12 protein-coding genes are annotated in these 21,660 nt (G+C 51.9%); 9 read left to right on the top strand and 3 right to left on the bottom strand.

Annotation, left to right across the window (positions count from 1 at the left end):
* Positions 1-47: 47 nt before the first annotated feature.
* Positions 48-389, top strand: coding sequence for a hydrogenase maturation nickel metallochaperone HypA (gene hypA / locus B5D23_RS04710; protein ID WP_078684252.1), 342 nt, complete (start codon positions 48-50; stop codon positions 387-389).
* 14 nt (positions 390-403) lie between these two features.
* Positions 404-1,003 (top strand): 4Fe-4S dicluster domain-containing protein, encoded by a 600-nt coding sequence (locus tag B5D23_RS04715; RefSeq protein ID WP_078684253.1) that lies wholly within the window; start codon positions 404-406, stop codon positions 1,001-1,003.
* An 84-nt stretch (positions 1,004-1,087) separates the two neighbouring features.
* On the opposite strand, the gene B5D23_RS15005 is transcribed toward B5D23_RS04715, so the two are convergent.
* The gene (locus B5D23_RS15005) at positions 1,088-1,246 is read right to left on the bottom strand and encodes a hypothetical protein (protein WP_159445914.1); all 159 of its coding nucleotides are present in this window, start codon (positions 1,244-1,246) and stop codon (positions 1,088-1,090) included.
* A 239-nt stretch (positions 1,247-1,485) separates the two neighbouring features.
* Here B5D23_RS15005 and B5D23_RS04720 point away from each other — a divergent pair, with 239 nt between their 5' ends.
* Positions 1,486-2,745: an ABC transporter substrate-binding protein gene (locus tag B5D23_RS04720; protein WP_078684254.1), complete on the top strand. Its 1,260-nt coding sequence runs from the start codon at positions 1,486-1,488 to the stop codon at positions 2,743-2,745.
* A gap of 9 nt (positions 2,746-2,754) precedes the next feature.
* Positions 2,755-6,822, top strand: a complete 4,068-nt coding sequence (locus B5D23_RS04725; RefSeq protein WP_078684255.1) for a PAS domain S-box protein — start codon at positions 2,755-2,757, stop codon at positions 6,820-6,822.
* A 72-nt stretch (positions 6,823-6,894) separates the two neighbouring features.
* Here the strand turns inward: B5D23_RS04725 and B5D23_RS04730 are convergent, their stop codons facing one another.
* On the bottom strand, positions 6,895-9,747 hold the full coding sequence (locus B5D23_RS04730) for a PAS domain-containing protein (RefSeq protein ID WP_078684256.1): 2,853 nt from the start codon (positions 9,745-9,747) through the stop codon (positions 6,895-6,897).
* Positions 9,748-10,074: 327 nt separating this feature from the next.
* On the opposite strand from B5D23_RS04730, the gene B5D23_RS04735 reads away from it, so the two are divergent.
* The 4 genes from B5D23_RS04735 (at position 10,075) to typA (ending at position 19,088) form a co-directional block, all read left to right on the top strand.
* Positions 10,075-14,553 (top strand): response regulator, encoded by a 4,479-nt coding sequence (locus B5D23_RS04735; RefSeq protein WP_078684257.1) that lies wholly within the window; start codon positions 10,075-10,077, stop codon positions 14,551-14,553.
* Between the two features lie 114 nt (positions 14,554-14,667).
* On the top strand, positions 14,668-15,411 hold the full coding sequence (locus B5D23_RS04740) for an Hpt domain-containing protein (RefSeq protein WP_078684258.1): 744 nt from the start codon (positions 14,668-14,670) through the stop codon (positions 15,409-15,411).
* Positions 15,395-17,059 carry a chemotaxis protein CheA gene (locus B5D23_RS04745; RefSeq protein WP_078684259.1) on the top strand — a complete coding sequence of 555 codons (1,665 nt, stop codon included), beginning with the start codon at positions 15,395-15,397 and terminating at the stop codon, positions 17,057-17,059. The genes B5D23_RS04740 and B5D23_RS04745 overlap by 17 nt, the downstream gene beginning before the upstream one ends.
* A gap of 190 nt (positions 17,060-17,249) precedes the next feature.
* Positions 17,250-19,088, top strand: coding sequence for a translational GTPase TypA (gene typA / locus B5D23_RS04750; protein ID WP_078684260.1), 1,839 nt, complete (start codon positions 17,250-17,252; stop codon positions 19,086-19,088).
* A 173-nt stretch (positions 19,089-19,261) separates the two neighbouring features.
* On the opposite strand, the gene B5D23_RS04755 is transcribed toward typA, so the two are convergent.
* Positions 19,262-20,548 (bottom strand): DUF401 family protein, encoded by a 1,287-nt coding sequence (locus B5D23_RS04755; protein ID WP_159445915.1) that lies wholly within the window; start codon positions 20,546-20,548, stop codon positions 19,262-19,264.
* A gap of 139 nt (positions 20,549-20,687) precedes the next feature.
* Here B5D23_RS04755 and B5D23_RS04760 point away from each other — a divergent pair, with 139 nt between their 5' ends.
* The gene (locus B5D23_RS04760; RefSeq protein ID WP_078684262.1) at positions 20,688-21,647 is read left to right on the top strand and encodes a phosphotransferase enzyme family protein; all 960 of its coding nucleotides are present in this window, start codon (positions 20,688-20,690) and stop codon (positions 21,645-21,647) included.
* Positions 21,648-21,660: the final 13 nt, after the last annotated feature.

Consider the following 21,660-nt stretch of genomic DNA (forward strand, 5'->3'; position numbering starts at 1 on the left):
AACCCGGGCAATGCGAGATGGAAAGGACGAAAAAGTGAGGTGTGCTTATGCATGAGCTGGCAATAGTCACCAGTCTGCTTGGTATTGTGAAAGACGAAGCCAAGCGTCATGGCGCCAGACGCATAAGTTGTGTTCGTCTCAAGATTGGGGCCATGTCCTGCCTTGAGTCCAGAACACTTCGTTCCTGCTTTGAGATCTGTGCTGAGGGGACTCCTGCTGAAGGCGCGGAACTTGACATAACAGTTGTTCCGGTACGTTACGAATGCAGCGAGTGCCACACTCTGTTTGAGGAGCCAGAGAATTATTCCTGTCCACATTGCGGATCTGAACGATTCAGCATGAAAAATGGTCGGGAGCTTCTCATTGAAAGCCTTGAGGCTGAAAACTGAAGAGAGGTGCGGAAATGGAAACTCAGGACAATCAGCAGTACATAATTTATGCTGATCCATCGAAATGCAAGGGCTGCAAGAAGTGCGAAATCGCATGTATGGAAGCTCATTATGATCTCACCAAAAAAGAGATCATTAAGAATAGGAAACAGCTGACTCCCAGAATTAAGGTTTATAAGTCTGGTGACGTCAAAATGCCTATTCAGTGCCGCCAGTGCGCTAACGCTCCGTGTGCCCGGGTATGTCCCACAAAAGCAATCGTTCGCGAAGCAGGTATGGTTCGCGTTCGTCACCAGTATTGCGTTGGCTGCAAGATGTGCGTCATGGTTTGTCCATTTGGTGCAATTGCTGTTGCAGAAAAGGACCCGGTCTTTGGCGATGTTGAGCCAGAAAAGACCAGCCCTGCTGTTGCGCTCAAGTGCGATCTCTGTGAAGAGTGGCGCAAAAAGAATGGCAAGGAAACCAGTGCCTGTGCAGAGGCATGTAAGTTTGGTGCACTTCGCTTCGTGACTGTTGACCAGTACCGTGAGCTGAAGATGGCCAAGCATTTCGAAGAGTTTCAGGGTGCGACGCAGTCGCTTGAGCCGGAAACCCCCAAAGTCCCTGCTCAGTAGCGTCGGCGCGTAGCAAAGACGTTTTCCCAAACATAAAAGGCCCGCTTCCGTAAGGAGGCGGGCCTTTTTGTGTCATCGCGAAATTTATTCGACAACCTTGCCGTTTTCGTCGCGGATTTCAACGACACCAAGGCGCTGGCCGCGCAGGTGCTTTTCACGTTCAAGGCGGATGACTCGAATGTTTTCGGTGCTGTAGATGATCTGCTCGTGACCATTCAGCGTAAGAACCAGATTGTAATGCATTCGTCTACTCCCTAAAAATGCAAAAATGCTGGCAGGTGAATGCCAGCCGAGACATGATGTCTGATCGTAAAAACAGGAGGACGGAAAAACCGTCCTGTCCGAAAGTTCAATAGTCTTCCCTCGGATGAAGTCAAGTCTTCGCAGCTGGTATCACGCAGAAACTCCTTTCGAGAAGTGCAAAAAGATCTGCTCTTTGGTAGGATGCAAGGAAGAATTTTCTTTGCCCAGAAGGAGCCTTTATGTTTGCACAAAAAGAAATGCGCGTCTGGTGTGGAATTCTCTTTATGAGTTTTTGCCTTTGCCTTGTGCCGAGGGGAGGGCTGGCAGACAGTTATCCTGTGAAAATTTATATAGATGCAGACTGGTCCGGCGCTGTTGTGTCAAGCCAAAGCATAGAGCGAGGGCTTAAAACTGCTCTCGAAGATGTTGGAGGCTCTCTTTCTGGGCATCCTGTAGAACTTGTGCGCATGAATCATCGAGGCAACGCGCGTCGAAGCCTTGCAAACCTCAAATCCTTTCTGAGCGACAATACCGCACTTGCTGTTTTTTCCGGCCTTCACTCTCCGCCACTTTTGGCAAATAGAGACTTTATTAATGAGCACCAGATCTTGACGTTTATTCCATGGGCGGCTGCTGGCCCCATTACTCGGCCAGAGGGCACTGAGAACTGGATTTTTCGTCTTTCTGTTGATGACAGTAAGGCCGGAGCCTTTTTAGTGGGGCACGCTGTTGCTGTCCGGAAGCTCAAAAAGCCCGCGCTTTTGCTGGAAGAAACAGGCTGGGGCAAGTCAAACCAGCGCACGATGCTGGCCGCCCTTAAAGAAAAAGGCTTGGAACCGGCAGGCGTTTTTTGGTTCAACTGGGGGCTTAATGATGTTTCTGCCCGTATTCTTTTGCGAGAAATCGTGGAGTCAGGAGCAGACAGTGTGTTTTTTGTCGGGAATGCACCCGAAGGCAAAACATTTATGAAATCTGCTCTGGCCCTTGGCAAGGAATTCTCTCTGCCCATTATTTCGCACTGGGGCATAACTGGAGGAGATTTCCCAGAGATTATTACGGCCCATAAGCGTAAAAGCCTTGATTTGACGTTTCTCCAGACCAAGTTCTCATTTGTAAGTCAGCCAGATGATCCCAAAGGAATGCGGGTTATGGAAACCGCCAAGCGGGTTTTCCCCAATGAGATTGAGACACCCTTGGATATTGCCGCTCCGACAGGGTTTATTCACGCCTATGACCTTGGGCTTTTGCTTGATGCGGCCATCAAGCAGGCTGGAGGGCTTTCTGGTGACATAGCACAGGACCGAAAGGCGATTCATGATGCACTGGAAGATTTGCAAAGCCCTGTCGACGGCCTGATTAAGACCTATTCGAAACCATTCTCAGCGTATTCGCAAAATTCCCCTGATGCTCATGAGGCTCTTGGAGCTGACGACTTTGCCATTGGGCGCTATGGACTGGAAAATGAAGTACAGCTGTATCCGTTCACTGACGAGCCATAGGCTGGTGAAATGATGAAAAAGCGATCGTTTCCTGTGATGCAGGGTGTCCTGCTCTTTAATGCTCTTGCTGCGATTCTTTTCATGCTGGGAATTGGCATTGTGATGTATTCCCAGCTGGGAAAAGTTATCTATCAGTATCAGGAGGATCTCCTTGAACGACAGGCCCTGAATGTTCAGAAAACCGTGGAAGGTTTTTTTGAGCGGCATGAGATTATCCTTGCGGATTATGCGGAGTTTCCCCTGATTCAGCAGGCCGTCATGCATCCAGAGCAGTCAGAGGCAACGCTCGCAGACTTTATGGGGTCTATTTCCCTGCTTGGGCAAAAATATCAGCTGACCTTGCTCGACTACACAGGGACCGCGATTCACAGCACGCAGGCTGAACCCAGCTTTCGCTATGCCGACGACAAACAGATAAAGCGGGTTCTTGATGGGAAGGCTGAGCACGAGTACGGAATCAGCCTCAAGAATGGAGAGTCGTACTGGCGTATTTGTACTCCTGTTTATTACGCAAACCATGTGGAGGGTGCTCTTGTTGCAGAAATTCCTATCCGCAGGGTTGATACGTTTTATTCTATGGGCTTGAGCAAATCGAGCTGGGGACTTGAGATCGAATATCTGGGGCAGACCGTGGCTCGTTTTGGGAAAGAGCTTGATGTTCGGCCCGACATCTTTCCTCTGGATATTGTTAATGCAACGGTGCTCTTCCGCTGGGACAAAAGCCGCTTTGATGTCACAAGAAGAAAATTACTTACGCGGGTTGTGCTTAGTGCTGTTGGCCTGTCTTTGCTGCTTGCACTTTTTTCTGGCGGGATGATGCGCCGATTTTTTGCTTCTCCTCTTAGGGGCTTGCGCAAGGTGGCTCATGACATTGCCAATGGTTCGCTTAAAGAGCGTGCACCAGAGGGGCAGATTATTCAGGAAATTGATTTGCTCGCCCGTGATTTTAATGTGATGGCCGGGCGGGTCAGTGCCCGTGAGTCTGCGCTCAAATCCGCACGGGAGCTTTTGGAAACACGCGTTCAGGAGAGGACCAAAGAGCTTGATGATGCCTTGCAGACAGTGAAGGGGCGCGAGGCTGTTGTTACGGCAATGAATGAAGCTTCGCATGATGCTCTCACCATGATTGACTCGCAGGCCCGTGTTGTTTTTTGGAATCCTGCGGCAGAAAAAATGTTTGGCTATTCTGCACAGGAGGCTATTGGGCGAGACATTCATGATCTTGTTGCGCCTCCTGAGGCACGAGATCAGGCGCGCGAGGGAATGGCGCGCTTCTCCCGCTCCGGTGAAGGGACTGTCGTTGGTGTGGTTATGGATTTTGAGGCTATGCGTAAAGATGGTTCTCGCTTTAGTGTTGAGCGGGCTGTTTCGTCATTTTTCCATCAGGGGGAATGGTATGCTGTTGGCTCCATCCGTGACGTCACAGATCGAAAGAAAACAGAAGAAGAACTGAAGCGCCTGTCTTTGGTGGCTCAGCACACAGACAACGCTGTTGTCATTAGCGATGGTGATGGGCGCGCCCAGTGGGTCAACGACGCCTTTACGCGCATCACGGGCTACCGGCTTGATGAAGTCTTTGGCAAGAAACCAGGGCGCCTTTTGCAGGGACGTAATACAGACGTGAAGACCGTACAGTTTATCTCTGAACAGTTACGCAAGGGGCTGGGCTTTCAGGCTGAGCTACTGAACTATGCCAAGGATGGCCGCGAATACTGGCTTTCTTTGGATGTGCAGCCCGTGTTTGATGATGAAGGAGAAATTTCGAATTTTATTGCTGTGGAAAGTGACATTACACAGCAGAAGCAGCTTGAGGGAGATTTGCTTGATGCCCGGGATGCTGCTGATGCCGCAAACCGAGCCAAGAGCGAGTTTCTTGCACGTATGAGCCATGAAATCCGTACCCCTATGAACGCCATTATGGGGCTTGGGCATCTTGCACTCAATACGGAGCTAAATTCTCAGCAACGGGACTACCTGCAAAAGATTTACAGTTCGGCGGAGTCTCTTCTGGGGATTATCAATGATATTCTTGATTTTTCAAAGATAGAAGCCGGGCAGATGACGCTTGAGGCGGTTCGCTTTAACCTTGATGAGGTCTTGCAGGATGTTCGGAACCTGATGGGCTTTACCGCCGAGGAAAAAGGCCTGCGGCTGACCGTGCATGTTGGTGAAAATGTGCCTCGGGGTATTGAAGGGGATTCTTTGCGCCTCAAACAGGTTTTGACCAACCTTGTGAGCAATGCGGTCAAGTTTACGCATGAGGGAGAGGTTGCGGTCCGGGTCACTCTTGCCGAACAGGGCGAACAGTCCGAAGACAAGGTCTCTCTGCATTTTGAAATTCGGGATTCAGGGATTGGCATGACGCCAGAGCAGCTTTCACGTCTGTTCCGTTCCTTTGCGCAGGCAGACGAGTCCACGACAAGAAAGTATGGCGGGACAGGCCTTGGTTTGGCCATATGCAAGCGGCTGGTCGAGCTTATGGGCGGAGATATTCAGGTGGATTCCGAAGAGGGGACGGGAAGTGTCTTCTTCTTTGACCTGACCTTTGACCGAAGCGATGAGGTCGTGAGCTGGCGTATGACCAGAAGTGAATTGCGTGGTCGACATGTCCTCGTGGTTGAAGACAGTCGGACATCGATGGAGATTTTTAGTAGTCAGCTCAAGAGTCTCGGTCTCAAAGTATCGGAAGCGTATTCTGGAATGCAGGCTGTGGAGTTCATTAAGAACCACGGCGAAGGCGAAGACGCTGTCGAGGTGGCGTTTATTGACTGGAAAATGGCAGGAATGGACGGGCTGGAGACTGCGGGAGCGATTCAGCGGCTGACGACGCTTGAACAAAAGCCTGCTGTTGTGATTTTTACGGCATATGACCGTTCCTTGGCGAGGCAGCATGGGCAAGGTCTGGACATCGACGCCTATCTGGATAAGCCCGTTAATTCGTCTGATTTGGTCGATGTCCTGATGCAAATTTTCCGGGGTGATGACAAAACTCAGGAACGGGTGGGGCTGGACATTTCGCAGTACGAAGGGCTGTTTAAAGATGTCCCGATTCTGTTGGTTGAAGATAATGCCATCAATCAGCAGGTTGCAACCGAGTTGCTGAGCAAGGCAGGCTTTGTTGTGGATGTGGCGCATAATGGCTTGCAGGCTCTTGGGAAGCTGGAACGAGGTCAGTATGCTGCGGTCCTGATGGATATTCAGATGCCAGAGATGGATGGCATTGAAGCGACTCAGCGCATTCGTCGAGATGCCCGCTTTGATGCGCTCCCCATTATTGCCATGACTGCTCACGCCCTGGAAGGTGACAGGCAGCGAAGCCTTGAGGCTGGCATGAACGAGCATGTGAGCAAGCCCATTGAGCCTGAAAAGCTGTTTGCTGTATTGCAGTCTATTTTGAGTGAGCAGGAGTCTCTGCTCCGAGTACGCCCCGACGAACAGCAGGCTTCGGCCTCAGCGCCTGCTCCAGTGTCTGCTGAAAAGCCGTTCCCCACAGAGTTGCCCGGAGTGGAGGTCCAGACAGGTTTGACCCGTGTGGGCGGAAAAAGGAGTTTTTACATTAAGCTCCTGGGGCAGTTTATTGAGGAATATTCTGGTGTCGTGGATGAACTGAAAGGCTTTGAGTCAGAAGAAAATTACACAGAAGCCCGGCGTGTTGCACATACGATTAAGGGGGTTGGTGGCAATCTTGGCATGAGCGGCATTCAGGAAACAGCGTATGCGCTGGAAAAGAATTATGCCGAAAACAGGCTTGCCGGAGAGCATTTTGCTCCATTTGAGGCGGCGTTTACTGAGGTGCTTGCGGGATTGCGTGAGTATTTTGGTGACGAATCTGAGGAAGGCGAGGGGCAGGACGTCTTGCTTGGAAACGATGAGCGAGATGCCTTACTGCAACAGCTTGGAGAACAGCTTGAGGCACAGGGATTCTCGGCGCGTAAGCTCTTTGAGCAGCTCAAGGAAACACTGAGGGCACAGTCCGATCCAAAGGGAGTGGATGCTCTGGATCTCGCGTTGCAGGAGTTTGATTTCCTCAAGGCTCAGGAGCTTTTTGCAGAATTACGAAAGACTCTCGAAAAGTAGCTGAGTATTTCACCATAAAAAAGGGAAGGTCGTTTGGCCTTCCCTTTTTTTTTGTGCTGAACACGCCTCGCGCTATTGTTCAGGTTTGAGTTCAAGTGCTTTTTGCAGGCTTTGGAAATCAGGAGGACTCGGCAGAACGGTGTCTGCCCCCGCTGTCATGAGTGCGGTTTCGGAGTGGAGACCATTACTTAGTGCGATGATCTTGAGGCGATGTCCTGTTTGCGCGCTGGCCCGCAGGGAGCGGATGCTTTCTTCTGGGGCAATGACAGTATTTTCTGCATCAAAGATGAATGCGTCAAAAGGCGTTGCCCGTAATGCGGGGAGGCTTTCCTGTGCCGTTGCGCTCACGGTCACCTGATGTCCGGCCTGACGAAGCTTTGCGCCAAGTCCAGCCTGAATTTCTACAGACTGGCTCGTCAGGAGGAGCTGCTTGTGGATTGGTGTTTCACCCGGCATCTGCTGAGTGGTCTCTGAGACGAGGGCGTGGAGTGCCTTGTGGAGTTCTGTTGACTCAATGGGCTTGGTCAGCCTGATGATTTTGGCCTGTGTTTCTGAGGGGGGCAGAAGCATTCGGCCTGTCGCGTCCATAATCAGTACAGGGAGAGAGTTTTCCAGCTCCAGAGCGAGCTTTTTCATGACCAGAAATGCGTCCTGTACGCCGGGGCGATGGTTGAGGAGTACAAGAGGCGAATGGGTGCTTGGGACCTCTTGGAGCTGTTGAATCAGTTCGGCTTCAGTATGGGGATGCTTGACGTCAAGCCCCCATCTCTTGAGCTGTGCAGAAAGGCCCAGCACGAGCGATGCGTTGTTGTCAAAAATGAAGGCACTGAGCTTGCGAGGGAGGTCTGCCTGAGGCTCGGGGCTATGAGCGGGGTCTTCTTCCAGAATGATATGCAGGCTAAAGTGTGGAGTCATGCGTTCGCGGTCGTGTGTGATGCTAAGGTCTCCACCCATAAGTGTGGCAAGGGCCTTGGCTACGGGCAGAGTGAGCTGTGGGCGTTCTTCATCAAGAGCAATTTTTTCCGCAGACAAAATCGACAGCTCCATATCAAGGCGGATTCGCTCCTCGTCCTTTCTTTGGGATATGTGCAGAAGGATTTCTTGTGGAGTCTTGAGCGAAAGGGCGCTCGACAGAATGTGTGAGAAGATTTGCCGCAGGCGCAGGGCGTCGCCAATGGCAAATTCTGGCACACTGTCGTCCATGTCCAGAACCAGCTCACAGCCTCTTGCAAAGGCGTCTGGCTGCTGAATGTGCAGTGCGTCGCGGATGGCTTCGCGGAGAGCAAAGGGGCGCTTGTCCAGCGTCAGCTCTGACGCGTTAAGCTGGGTGTAGTCAAAGATTTCTGTGAGCAGCGTCTTGAGTACAGTTCCAGAGCTGGAAATGGAGCGGACAAAGTTTTCCTGATCCGCCGAGAGGTGGCTGTGTTCAAGAAGTTTTGCCATGCCCAGAATCCCATTCACGGGCGCGGTAAGCTCCTGATGCATCTGCTGGAGGAAAGTGTTTTTGGAGTCATGCGCGTTGCGGGCCGATTCTTCAGCTTCGTAGATGCGGCTTTGGTCCGAATGGGTACCAACAACGCGCGCTACTGCGTTGTTTTCATCTCTGGCAACAACCCGGCCTCGTGAATAAAGCCAGCGGTATTCTCCCAGGCTGGTCTGGACGCGGAAGCGGGAACTTCGGGGGGCATCGTTTGCGGTCAAAAAGCTGTCCAGATGTCCTCGGAAACCATCCCGGTCTTTTGGATGCACAAGGTTCACAAGAGTATCCAGAGGAATTGGATCTTCTTCTGGTGCTCGACCAAGGAGCCGGAACCACGAAGGACTGAGGGTGAAACTGGCGTCGGCCAGTTCCCATTCCCAGACTCCCTCGGAAATTGTGTCTGCCAAAAGAGTGTGCTCCTGGTGCGTCTGCTTGAGCGTCTCCTGGAGGTTGTGAATTTCGGTAATGTCCTTACAGGTGCCCATAACGCGGCGGGCCTCGCCTGTTGGGGCGCGTTCAATGACCCGGACAACACAGCGAAGCCAGCACAGGGTGGAATCTTCTTTGTGAACAGGGAGTTCAAGACTGAACGGAAGGCTCTGGTGTCCGCCTTTGTTTACGAGTGAGTTGAGAAAGTGCTCGCGGTTTTCTTCGGGAATGCGCTCCACAAAGGCGTGCATGGTCGAAGGGCGTTGCTCGCCCTGAATTTTAAGCATGTCCAGAAGAACACCGCTGAGGAAAATTGCGTCTGAAAGAGGATTCCAGTCGAACAGCCCTTCTGTGGTTGCTTTGAGTGCCACGTTGTAGCGCCGTTCAGCTTTGACGAGTTCTGTCTGGGTGCTGAGCCTGTCGAGCGAGACCGCCCAAAAAAGACCGCAGTAGTGCAGGACTCGAAGTTCGGAAGACGTCCAGCGGCGAGGGCTTTTTGGGGGAGTGTCAGCGTACAGGATTCCAGCTCTGGCATGTTGGGTGAGAACCGGGGCAACGATGAATGAGCCGGCGTCCCATCCTTCTGGAAGCTCGCCGTCTTTTACGCTGTGAATGCGTCTGGCATGACCCGCCAGAGCGTCTTTCATGAGTTTTGGATACTGTGCAACAGGTATGTCGCTCATTTTGGGAATGAGACGAGCTGTATCTGGAGTCCGCCATTCCTGAACAACGGAAAAAAGTCCGCCATCCTTGTTGAGCTTGAGAAAACAGATTCTTTGCGCGTTGAGAAGTTTCCCCAGACGTTCAAGGGCCTTGCTCTGGGTTTTGGCCCCAGGGTTTTGAACAAGGACGGAGGCTATTTCGTCGGTGGCGTGGTCCTGCTCCAGAATTTGCTCCATTCGGTGCTGGAGCTTTTCTTTTTTTTGGCGTTCCCGCCGGAGCTGAACACTTGGCCAGATAACAGCGACCAAAGTGACACCCAAGAGTGCCAAAAGAAGGTAGATGTGTTGCTGCATAGCATTCCCTTATGAAAATGATCTGTATGGACCCTAAAAGTATACGGTAATTTTTTGAAGAAAAATAGAGAAAGAAAATGTTTCAGCACGCAACCTGTGTTGTGCATGCTTTCTATAAGAAAGAATATGTCTTTTTTTGAAAACAGAAGAGAACTCTTTTAAAATTTGCTATATTCCATAGAGAAAAAGTTTTGTCATCAGAGAAGGGGTTTGTGCCTTCTTCTATGATTTTACATTGATTTTGCGTGATTAGACGACTGATGAACCAGCATAGCCCCTGCCTGCCGGGGGCATAGGCTATTCTTCTGCAAGCAGAAGGGGTCGGGTATGGCGTATGATCGTAAGGTGAAAAAGAGAGCGGAAAGAGCCTCCTGCCAGAGGCTTTGTGTTCTTTTTTGTTTGAGTGCTGCGCTGTGCGCCACGCTCATTCTTGCTGTTGGAAGTGCCTTTGCGGCTCCTGCTGATGGACAGCTCAAGGAAAGTCTTCGCGAGCGTTTTCTTGCGGCGAAAAAGTCGGGCCTGACTGTCACTGTCCGTAATGACATGCCGCCTCTTTCATATGTTGACCGGACCGGGGAACCTGTGGGGCTTCTTGTGGACATCTGGAAGCTGTGGTCCCAACGCAATGGGGTTCCCGTTTTACTTCGTGCACAGGGGAAGAAAGCGGGGTATCGGGACGTTCTCGTGGGCGTTTCGGATGTGCTTGGCGGAGTCGTGGCGCGTGACATTGTCGAGCACCGCATTGCTCTTGCCGGGCCGGTTTATGGGCGCCAGTGGTCTGTATTTTATCGGAGTGACAGGCTTAACCCCGGAGGGCTGGAGGATTTTGTTGGAACCCGTCTGGCGGTGGTGGACAGGAGTCCTGCTGCTGAAAAGCTTTTAAGTCAGGCTCCCTACATTGAGCTGGTTCCGTTCGTGAGCGTGCGACAGGCCGTCAAGGGCGCCATGCAAAAGAATATGGACGGAGTGCTGGTCCCAACGCTTGAGGCGCGGCAGCTGACGTTTGAGGGTGGATTGCAGGGGCAGTTGCTCAAACTCCCGGGCTGGGATTTTATTGAAGATGTGCGCCCCGGTTTTCCTGAGGACAAGGAGCTGTACCGTGCGCTTTTGAATGCAGGTTTTGAAGCTGTTTTTCCAGAAGATTATCTGCGCATTGAAAAGCGCTGGATTAGTTCACCAGAAGATTTTTTGTATCAGTCTGGAGAGGGCAAGCTTTTGCTTTCGCAATGGGAACGGGAGTGGATGCATCATCACCCAGCCATTACTTTGGGGATGCCGTATTCCTTCCCGCCGTATTCTTTTCAGGACAAGGATGGGAATTTGCAGGGCTTGCTGGTGGACACCCTGCGCCGAGTGGCTCATCACGCGGGGCTTGGCTTGCGCCTTGTGCCCGTGCCTCCTGTAAATGGTCCTATTGAGATGATTGAGCGTGGTGTCATTGATGGCTATGGCGGAATAGTCGGAGCTAGCGAGGGGCAGCTCCTCCAGACTCGAGCCATGACTTCGATGCCAGCTGTGCTTTTTACCCGTTCAACAGAAGACTATTCTTCGCTGGATGACTTGGACGGCAAGAGGGTTGGGCTGTACCGGGATGGGCAGTATGCCAAGCTGGACAAGCGTTATCCTGATGTCACATTTGTGTATGTGAATTCTCTTGGAGAGCTGTGGCCGAGGCTTTTGACGGGGGATCTTGACGCCTGCATAAGCACCTTGCCCACGGCAAGTTTTTATGCCGAACAGCAGGGCATCGCACAGCTTCGGGTTGGGCAGCTCTTTGATACACCTGTGCAGTTTTCTGTGGGGATTCGTCGAGACTGGCCAGAGCTGCGAAGCATTTTGCAGAAGAGCTATGAGAGCCTGCCCATTGCGGAAAAAAAGGACATCAACCGGGCATGGTTTGGCATTAAAATGCAGGCTGGCCTGCGCAAAGATCAGGTGTGGCGGGTTGGAATGCAGCTTACTGCTGCTGCTCTTTTTGTTTTTATTTCGTTCATTCTCTGGAATCGGAAACTTGCCAAGGAAGTTGCTCGCAGAAAAGATGCCGAGTTTAAGGCGTCTTCTGTGCAAAACTTTTTGCGAAATGTTTTGGATGGGCTGCCTGTCCCCATGTTTCTCAAGAATGAAGAGGGACGCTTTAAATTTGTGAACCGGCCGTTCTGTCTTTTCTTTGGACTAGGGCCTGAACATGTTTTGGATCGTGATGAGTCTGAGGTTTTTCCTGACGAGTTTATCCACTCTTCACGAGAGGTGGAGCAGGATTTGCTGATTGGGGCCGGGCATCGGACTGTGACGCAGGAGGTACAGCTAAGTACTGCTGGGCAAAAAGCAGATGTTTTGGTCGCACGCAAGCTTATTGTCAGTAAGGATGATGAATGGGCAAGAGGCATCGCCGGAGCGTTTTTTGATATTAGTGTGCGCAAGAAGCACGAGCGGGAAATGCAGCACGAGGCAGAGCGCCTGATGCGAGTTGCCGAGGCGTCTGGAGATGGCTTTTGGGACTGGAATATCGGTGAAACAGCGATGTACCTGAGTCCTACGCTGTATGGGATGCTTGGCTACGCCAAAGGCGAGCTTGCCGCATCTGCGGACACATGGCAGCGCATCATTCATCCAGAAGACCGGGATTCGGTCATGGAAGCATTTCGCAAGCATATTGATAGTATGACACCCTTGCACCGAGAGTTTCGGCTTATTCATAAAAATGGGACAGAAATTTGGGTCATGGCCCGTGCCCTGTTCCTGAATGACAAAGACAAGGGACATGGGATTACAACTCGCGTTGTCTGCGTATATACCGACATAACCATGCGGAAGACGCTTGAAGAAGATCTTCGCAAGAGCCGGGATGAGGCGCTGAGTTCGAGTGAGGCCAAGACCCGTTTTCTTGCACGGCTTGGAAATGAAATACGTACGCCAATGAATGGTGTCATTGGGATGAGTGAACTCCTGCGCGATACAGAGCTGAATGAGAGACAACTGGAATATGTTCACGCGATTCGGTCGGCTGGAGAGTCCATGCTGACGGTTGTTTCTGACATTACGGACTTTTCGCGCCTTGAGTCTGGGCGCATGGATATTGATAGCATTGTGTTTAATCTGCGGGACAGGGTTTTTGAGACGCTCAAAAACCTTTCCGGTTTTGCAGATGAAAAGGACTTGGGCTTTGTCCTCAGTGTGGAGCCGCAGGTCCCTGAATATGTGTTTGGTGATCCTCGTCGACTGGGTCGGGTGCTGGATATCTTGGCATCCAATGCAATACGCCACACAGAAGCAGGGCAGGTTTCTGTTCAGGTGTCCTTCAAGAAGTTCTCAGGCAAGCACGTGCAGCTTGAGTTTACTGTTTCGGATACGGGTGAGGGAATCCCACATGAAGAGCAGCGGCGTATTTTTGAAACCTTTGTGAAGTCCGACGGAATTGTAACCCGAAGCGGAAATGCCAGTGGCTTGGGCCTTGCTATTGTGGCCAAGCTTGTGCGGCTTATGGGTGGTGAAGTCTCTGTGAATACCAGCCCGCAGGAAGGAAGTCTGTTTAGCTTTACGATTATGATGGAAGTCCCCACCGAAGTAACGGTTGACGATGAAGTCTTTGTCGACAGCCGATGGCTGGAAGGGCAGAGTGTTTTGCTTGTGGCTCCTTTGCTTGAGGAACGCAGAGAGCTTGCCCAAAAACTTGAAGACTGGGGCATGAATGTTTTTGCGGTTGATGGAATTGAGGCCGCTCAAGTTTCTCTCGAAGATGCTCCACATACGTCGCTTTTGATTTTGGATAAAGACACGATGGGCGAAGAGGGCATCGCTTTCCTGCGAAAAGTTCGTCACACTCCGGGGTTGGTAAGCCTTGTCATGACCGCTCGCACCGAGCATGCAGACAAGTTCTGGGGGCATGAATCAGGCATTGCCGGAACGATTCAGAAACCCTTTGAGGAAACGAATTTGTTGCGAAGCCTGAGCCGTGCCGTGGGAAGCTGGGAGAATGTCCCTCTGTCCCGAAGTGCCTTGTATGGTGTTTCTCACGCTGGCAGCCGTGGGACGCTACAGGTTTTGCTGGTCGAAGACACACGCATAAACATGAATATCGCTCAGGAACTGCTCAATTCCTTTGGTCATAATGTCGTCGCGGTGATGGACGGCATGGAAGCTTTGCAGGTTTTGACAGAGCGGGAGTTTGATCTTGTTATTCTGGATGTACAGCTTTCGCGTATGAGTGGGCTGGAGCTTGTCGAGCGTTTGCGAGAGCGGGAAAAGGAAACAGGGAAGTATACGCCAGTGATTGGCATGCTTATGGAGCCGACAGAGGAGGCCAAGCAGGCTGTTCTTGATGCTGGCATGGATGGATATTTGAGTAAGCCTGTGACTCCTGGGGCGCTGTATGTGTCTTTGGAACGGGTTCAGGGGGCGCATAAGGCAGAATTTGAGTCTCTTGCGCGCAATTTTGATCAGATGCAGGCGAAGGAGCGAATCGCAGACCCCGCGCAGGATTCCGTGCTTGATTTTCGGAGGATTCGGGAAGTCTTTGGGAATCAGCGAGAGTTTATGCGGGATAATGCGTCACTCTTTGTAGAAGACGCTCCCCTGCGGATGGAAGAGCTGAACAGTGCTGTGGACGATGCAGATGCCCTTGCCCTTGAGATGAAGGCGCAGACGCTTCGTGGTGCTGTTGGGTACTTTGCGAGTGGCCGGGCCTATGACCTTTTGCTGGCGCTGGAACAGTCCGCCCGGCGAGAGAATTTTACCCTTGCCCGACAGCAGGTCAGGGAGCTTGACCAGTATCTTGATATGATGATTGCAGAATTGCGAAAACTCTAGACCCTGTGGCGTCTTTTGTGACCTTTGTTCGCATCGTGCTTTGAACTGTGGTATAACAGGACGAGCATAGTGCCCTGCGCCGTTTGGTGTTTTGGGCATGGAACGGAGGCTGGCATGAGTGAACAGGACGACATGGTCACTGAGTTCTACTCTCAGGTGAATGATGATTTCTATCCGTTGATTATGGAAGGAACTGAACTCCTTGGTGAAGGGAATCTTCAGCAGGGTATTGAGGTTCTGTCTCGTCCTTTGCATACCATCAAGGGTGTGACGGGCTTTATGTCTGGTTTTGAGACGGTTTCTTCCTTTACCCACCATGTTGAAAGTTATCTCAAAAAATTACAGGCCGGAGAGCTGGATGAGCGGGATGAGTTTGTCACGCTTGGCGTACAGGCTGTTTTGCATGTGTTTCAGCTTTTGGACCAGATACAGGAACAGGGCGCTGTTGATGCTGATGAGCTTGCTGGTCTTGAGTCTCGTCTGGAGCAGGCCTCGTCTGGAGATGGAGAAAGCGCCGATGCGGGCACTGAACAGCTTGAGATTGAAGAAGCTGATGGGGTCCTTGTTCTGCACGTTGGAATGCCCCGTGTGCACCTTGCGCCGCAGCGAGCTTCGTTGCGGGAGGCTTTGGAGTCGGTTCAGGATGCGCCCCGTTTGCGGCTGGATTTGTCGCAGGTGCGAAGTATGAGTCCTCGGTCTTTTGAAATTTTGGAGCTGTTTGCGCAGGAACATGAGCTGGAGCTGGAAGGAATGAGTGCTGGTTGCCGTGCGACCTATTATGCCTGGGGCTTTGATCAGTCTCTGCATGAGAGTCCATGCGTAGGGCAGGGAGGTGTGCCTCATGAAGAAGAGCATTGAAGCATGCCTTGAAAGTCTGGAAGCCGAAATTCTCTCTCTTGAGAGTGGAAAGACAAATCCTGTGCAGGTAAAAAGTGTGCTTGAGCATCTGGGACTGTCTCAGGTTCGCTATGCAGACACGAGTGTTTCAACGCTGATGGACATGTTGCAGGATGGTATTGCTCCCGTGAGTCCAGACATGGTCACGGCGCTGTTGCGCATGACAGATGGGCAGCGTCTTCTGTTGTATTCAATGGCAGGTGTGGTTGAAACACGCGCTGAGAAGATTCAGAAGCTGCGGGCCACAGGGGAGTATATTGATCCAGCGGTACAGGCAGAGATGAAGGGGCAGGGCGAAGACAAAAAAGAGCAGGGTGCAGAGCGTACGCCAGAAAAAAAGCGCTCTTCCGCTGCGGTCCAGAATGGAGCAGAACAGGCTGGTGCAGGCGCCAAGGTTCAGCCCGGAAAGCAGCCTCTCAAGGCCCAAAGTACAGAGATTGCCTCAATCCGGGTTGGCACGGACAAACTGGATTCGCTTATTGAATACGTTGGCAAACTCATGACACAATACGCTGTTATAGCACAGAATTCCTCACTTGATGCCAAGGCCGTTGCGGGGATGAAAGAGCTTGAGAGTGTGATAGGGCACATTAAAGAAGAGGTTGAAAAGATTCGACTTGTTCCGCTGAAACAGATATTCACTCCAATCCACAGGCTGGTGTCGAGCCTGACACTCAAAATGGAGAAAAAGGTTCACTTTGAGGTGCTGGGTGATGATCTGGAGCTGGATAAGACAATTGTTGAACACATAAATGAACCACTTGTGCACCTGTTGCGAAATGCTGTGGATCATGGTTTGGAAAGCTCCAGCGAACGAGTCGCCGCAGGAAAGTCCGAAGAAGGGCAGCTGACGCTTTCGGCACGAAGGGAAAATGGCAAGGCTATACTTGCTGTTCGGGATGATGGCCGGGGGCTAGACCCAGAGCGGATTCGGCAAAAGGCCATAGACAGAGGCTTGCTGACTCCAGAAGAAGGGCTGACAGACGAAGAAATTTTCCAGTATATACTGGAGTCTGGCTTTTCCACCGCCGAGAAAGTGACTGATATTTCTGGGCGCGGTGTGGGAATGGATGCTGTTGTTCACTCAATTCGTGGACGCCTTGGCGGCGATATTCGCATTCAGAGCGAAAAAGGGCGCGGCTCGCTGTTTGAGCTGGAAATTCCGCTTGAGCGCTCTCTTTCAGAAGGCATACTGGACGCCCTGATTGTTCAGATGCGCGAAGAAATTTTTGTTGTACCAAGTCAGTCAGTGCTGGAAGTGTATGCTGTTTCTCCACAGGAACTGAGCACCATGCCTTCTGGTGACGAAACAGTGGATGTGCGAGGCGAGCTGTATCCACTGTTCCGGCTCGATGAATACTTTGGGCTGGAATCCGTCCGGGGCAAAAGCTTCCAGGCTGGTGACGTGCAGGCTGTTGTTATCCGGGTAGGGAAGAAAAAGGCGGCATTCCTTGTGGATGACGTGCTCCGGCAACAGCAGGTGGTTGTGGCTGGTTTTACCATTCCGGTAAAAGAAATTTATCAGGTACCCATACTGGGATACGGCATGATTGGAGAACGGGACGCCCTCGTGCTTGATGTGGAAGCACTCTTCGAGGAAATTGGCTAGCCCCGGACTTTTTTGAGAAAAAAGCTTTTGCGGTGAGCAAAAGAAAAAGCAAGATCAGCAAAGAAAGGTCTTGCTTTTTTCTTCTGTTTTGGATAAGTAACCGCGTTTCGTAGTCGGGAAGACTTTGTTCCGACTGATGAGCCTCCCCTTTTTTTCAAGCCGTATTTTCCCATATTTCAGGACAAGAGAAATGTCGAAAAAAACAGCGCGCAACGAAGCGTTGCGCAATATTGCCATTATTGCTCACGTTGACCACGGTAAGACCACACTGGTTGACCAGATGTTCAAGCAGAGCGGTGTGTTCCGTGAGGGTCAGGAAGTTGATGATCGCGTGATGGATTCTATGGATCTGGAACGCGAACGCGGCATTACCATTGCTGCAAAAAACTGCTCCATCCACTGGCGCGATAAGAAAATCAACATCATTGACACTCCCGGTCACGCAGACTTTGGTGGTGAAGTAGAACGCTCTCTGTCCATGTGCGACGGTGCCATTCTGCTTGTTGATGCTTCAGAAGGCCCACTGCCGCAGACCCGATTCGTGCTTGAGAAGGCGCTGAAGTCTGGCCTCAAGATCATTGTTTGTATTAACAAGATCGACCGTGCAGATGCTCGTCCTGACGAAGTTCTGGACGAAGTCTATGACCTGCTGATTGATCTTGGCGCTGACGAAGACCAGCTGGAGTTCCCGCTGTTCTACGCCATTGGCCGTCAGGGTATTGCCAAGAAGTCCCTGGACGAAGAGGCAGAAAATCTGCACATCCTGCTGGATGCCGTTATTGAAGAAGTTCCGGCTCCTGCATACGATCCCGATGCGCCGTTCCAGATGCTCGTCTCTGACCTGAGCTACTCTGACTACCTTGGCCGCCTTGCTATTGGCCGTGTCTTTAACGGACGCGCTCACAGCAACGAGCAGCTCGCCTGTATTGGCGAAAATGGTCAGCAGAACCTGCGTGTTACCCGCCTTCAGACTTATGACGGCACCAAGGTTGTGGAAACAGAAACCGCAACTCCCGGTGACATCATTGTTCTGTCCGGTATTGAAGATGTATTCATCGGCGATACCATTTGTACCGTAACCGCTCCCGAAGCACTGCCCCGTATCACGGTTGACGAACCTACCGTGAGCATGCGCTTTGGTATTAATACTTCCCCCCTCGCAGGTCAGGAAGGCAAGCACGTGACTTCCAGCAAGATCCGTGACCGCCTGATGCGCGAGGCTCTGTCCAACGTGGCTATCCGCGTGGAAGACACTGACGACAGAGATGCTTTCATGGTGAAAGGCCGTGGTGAATTCCAGATGGCTATCATCATCGAAACCATGCGCCGTGAAGGCTTTGAGCTGACCGTTGGTCGTCCTGAGGTTATCCTCAAGGAAGTTGACGGCAAGCTCAAGGAACCCATTGAGCACCTCTTTATTGACTGTGATGAAGAGTCTATGGGTATCATCACTGAGAAACTGGCAAGCCGTAAGGGCCGTATGATGAACCTCGTGAACTCTGGCTCTGGCCGTGTTCGTATGGAGTTCACCATTCCTTCCCGTGGCCTGATTGGCTACCGCGACGAGTTCCTGACCGATACCAAGGGTACTGGCATCATGAACTCCCTGCTGGAAGGCTATGACGACTACCGTGGCGACATTCCCACCCGTTTCTCTGGTTCCATCGTTTCTGACCGTGCAGGTAAGGGCGTTGCATACGCTCTGTTTAACCTCGAGCCTCGTGGCCGCCTGTTCGTGACCCCGAACGATCCGGTTTACGAAGGAATGATCGTTGGCGAGCATAATCGCGAAAACGACATCGACGTGAACCCGACCAAGGGTAAGAAGCTGACCAACATGCGTGCATCCGGTAAGGATGAGGCTGTTACTCTGACCAACGTGCTGCCGACAACTCTGGAGCATGCACTGCACTTCATCCGTGAAGATGAGCTGGTCGAGGTCACTCCGGAATCTATCCGCCTGCGAAAGGTTGAACTCAACGCGCAAAAGCGTTATCAGATGGCCGGCCGCAAAAAGGCGCAGAAATAACTTTGATAAGTAACCCTTGTCAGGGTGCCTCTCAACGCTCAGGAGTTCTGGCATTGCTGGATATTTCTTGATCGTGCAGGTGTGCTCTGACACGTCAATTTCCATACAGAAGCCCCTACGCAGAGCGCGTGGGGGCTTCGTTGTATTCTGTGTTTGGAATGGGCGGTCGCGGCTTAGGCAACCATCAGGATGGAGAACCAGATGCTCCCAAAGAAGAGGATGAGCATGCTGGGGAGGGCAATGCGCCGCCACGTCTGAGTGAAGTTTGCCCGGAAGTATTCGCAGGAAACGAGAAAACAAATGTGAATTGGGGAAACCATAATTCCGGTGAATCCTGCAAACATGCCAAGGATGGTAAACTGCAGGGTGTACTGCTGGAGACCAAGCTGGGCGAGCAAGCCGAGCATGATGGGAAAGGTGCTTCCCACATAGGCCAGAGTGATGCCCGAAATGAAGCCGACAAGGAAGGGGAGGCAGACGCCTGCGACGATGAGCGCTGTGCTTCCGCTGGCGAGCTGAGCCAGTCCCTGAATGACCTGTGCGTCATGAATGAGCTGTTTGAAAACAAAGATGGTCAGGATGACCCACAGGATGCCCCAGAAGCTTTTGGCCTTAAATGTCGCCAGAACAGGGGCAATGGAAAAGTGGTTCTGCACAAAGCAGCATGTGATGGCGCTGAGCAGAGCTATAATGATGCCGATTTCAAAGGGCGCGCTGGGAAAGAACACGCCAATAAAGAATTCAAGAACAATGGCACCACCAATGGCTGTGATGAGCGGCAGGCCTGCTATAAGCGCTTCTTTCCATGTTTCGCCAGTTCGTTTGTCTGGAATGGGGAGAATGGTGGCGCGGGCCATGATGGGCTTGAGAATAAAAATATAGCCAAGCATAAAAAAGATAACCGAGGCCATAAGGTTATAGAACGCAAGCCGCGTGATGGGCAGGCCTGAGAGAGTCGAGGCCATAAGCAGGCCCGGATACAGTGGCCACGACATTTCCAGAACGTGCCGAAACCAGTAATTGACGGCGCTTTTGTCTTCCCCCTTTAGGTGCATCCCGTGGGAGACGCTGTCGACCATAGGGGCAGAAAAGACGGCTCCGCCGGGCATGGGCAACAGCCCAATAAGAATTGGGAAAAAGATAAGCCGAAGCTTTGGGTTCTGCATGTAGACCGAGAGCGCTGCCATAAGGCGTTTTGATTGCCCTGTCTTTTCCAGAAGGTGCGAGAGCACCATGATGCAGCTCACAATAAGTTCGAGGAAAAGGGTGGTCTGGTCCATGATGCCGTTGACCGCACTTTGCGGCCATGCGCTGATGGGGAGTCCAAAAAAAAGGGCCATTGAACCACCACCTGCAAGGATGGAGAGTCCAAGGCCAATGCGCAGGCGAATGCCTGTAAGCATGATGCCGAACGCAGCAGCAATTTTTATGAGTGGGAAAAACTGTGAAAAGGTATGCATGTGGTGCCTTTCTCTTGTACTGTTAAATGGCTGGGCATACAAAATCACAACTACGCCCCTTCCCTGGTAATTGCAATACATTCAACAGGATATGACGGAAGGGTAAACGCTTTTTCACAAAGAAAAGACAGGAGAAACAATGCTTCAGGAACAGGAAACAGATTTTCGGGATATACTTTCTTTGTTTGGCGTTGCCTTCTCCTCTGTGCGGAAGGATATTCCTCTTGTGGGAAGTCCGGAGCGCTGTGGCTGGCGGCAGGTGCTCGAAGCAGAGGATGGCTGCCTCTGGGTGCTGGAACAGTTGAAGGAGGGGCAGGATGCGTGGAGAGAGCGCGTCGCTCAGGTCCTTGCTGTGCTTGCAGAAAATCAGTGCCCGGCTGTTGTGCCGTATGAAAAGGTGGGCGAAAAATTCGTCCTGCATCATTCCTCGTCCTCATGGCAGCTCCAGCCGTATGTTTCTGGCGAAGCTTTGCCTCGTCCTGAGTACATTGAAGACGCTGCCCGGGGTGAAGCTGTGGCAGAGTTTCTGGCAGGGTTCCGAACTCATGCCGCAGGGCTGGCCGCTCCAGACCAAAGCGAACCGTTTTCGCTCAATGCGTACGTGCAGGAACTTTCGGAAACACTTGCCCGAGGCCGTCAGGATGTTTACGCTCCCCTTGTTCCGGTGCTTCGGCAGCTTCTGGAGTGGGAAGAACTTTTTGATTCCGCGCCCAAGGCTTTGTGCCACGGTGACTTTCATCCTCTGAATGTCATTTGGTGCAAGGGACGGGTTGAGGCTGTCGTGGACTGGGAATTTATGGGACTCAAGCCAGAACTGTATGATCTGGCAAACTGCCTTGGCTGCGTGGGAAGCGAAGACCCGCGTGCTCTGGTGCGCGGCTTGTGCCGCGCCTGTGTGCTGAGCCTGCGTGACAAAGGCGTCATTACCAAGCAGAACGAGCACACGCTTGTGCCGCTTTTGCTTGGACTTCGGATGGCCTGGCTGTCTGAATGGCTGCGTCGTCACGATACCGAAATGCTGGAAATGGAAGTCCAGTATATGAATATCATTCTCCAGAATCGCGCGGCTCTTGAGCGCATCTGGGGCATTAACGCATAACAGGGGGCCGGTG

Origin of the sequence: Desulfobaculum bizertense DSM 18034 (assembly GCF_900167065.1) — a bacterium.
Taxonomy (GTDB): Bacteria; Desulfobacterota; Desulfovibrionia; order Desulfovibrionales; family Desulfovibrionaceae; genus Desulfobaculum; species Desulfobaculum bizertense.

What these genes read in the sequence shown, in the direction of transcription:
- hypA (WP_078684252.1), top strand. Translation starts at nt 48, where the DNA reads ATGCATGAGCTGGCAATAGTCACCAGTCTGCTTGGTATTGTGAAAGAC.
- B5D23_RS04715 (WP_078684253.1), top strand. Translation starts at nt 404, where the DNA reads ATGGAAACTCAGGACAATCAGCAGTACATAATTTATGCTGATCCATCG.
- B5D23_RS15005 (WP_159445914.1), bottom strand. Translation starts at nt 1,246, where the DNA reads ATGCATTACAATCTGGTTCTTACGCTGAATGGTCACGAGCAGATCATC.
- B5D23_RS04720 (WP_078684254.1), top strand. Translation starts at nt 1,486, where the DNA reads ATGTTTGCACAAAAAGAAATGCGCGTCTGGTGTGGAATTCTCTTTATG.
- B5D23_RS04725 (WP_078684255.1), top strand. Translation starts at nt 2,755, where the DNA reads ATGATGAAAAAGCGATCGTTTCCTGTGATGCAGGGTGTCCTGCTCTTT.
- B5D23_RS04730 (WP_078684256.1), bottom strand. Translation starts at nt 9,747, where the DNA reads ATGCAGCAACACATCTACCTTCTTTTGGCACTCTTGGGTGTCACTTTG.
- B5D23_RS04735 (WP_078684257.1), top strand. Translation starts at nt 10,075, where the DNA reads ATGGCGTATGATCGTAAGGTGAAAAAGAGAGCGGAAAGAGCCTCCTGC.
- B5D23_RS04740 (WP_078684258.1), top strand. Translation starts at nt 14,668, where the DNA reads ATGAGTGAACAGGACGACATGGTCACTGAGTTCTACTCTCAGGTGAAT.
- B5D23_RS04745 (WP_078684259.1), top strand. Translation starts at nt 15,395, where the DNA reads ATGAAGAAGAGCATTGAAGCATGCCTTGAAAGTCTGGAAGCCGAAATT.
- typA (WP_078684260.1), top strand. Translation starts at nt 17,250, where the DNA reads ATGTCGAAAAAAACAGCGCGCAACGAAGCGTTGCGCAATATTGCCATT.
- B5D23_RS04755 (WP_159445915.1), bottom strand. Translation starts at nt 20,548, where the DNA reads ATGCATACCTTTTCACAGTTTTTCCCACTCATAAAAATTGCTGCTGCG.
- B5D23_RS04760 (WP_078684262.1), top strand. Translation starts at nt 20,688, where the DNA reads ATGCTTCAGGAACAGGAAACAGATTTTCGGGATATACTTTCTTTGTTT.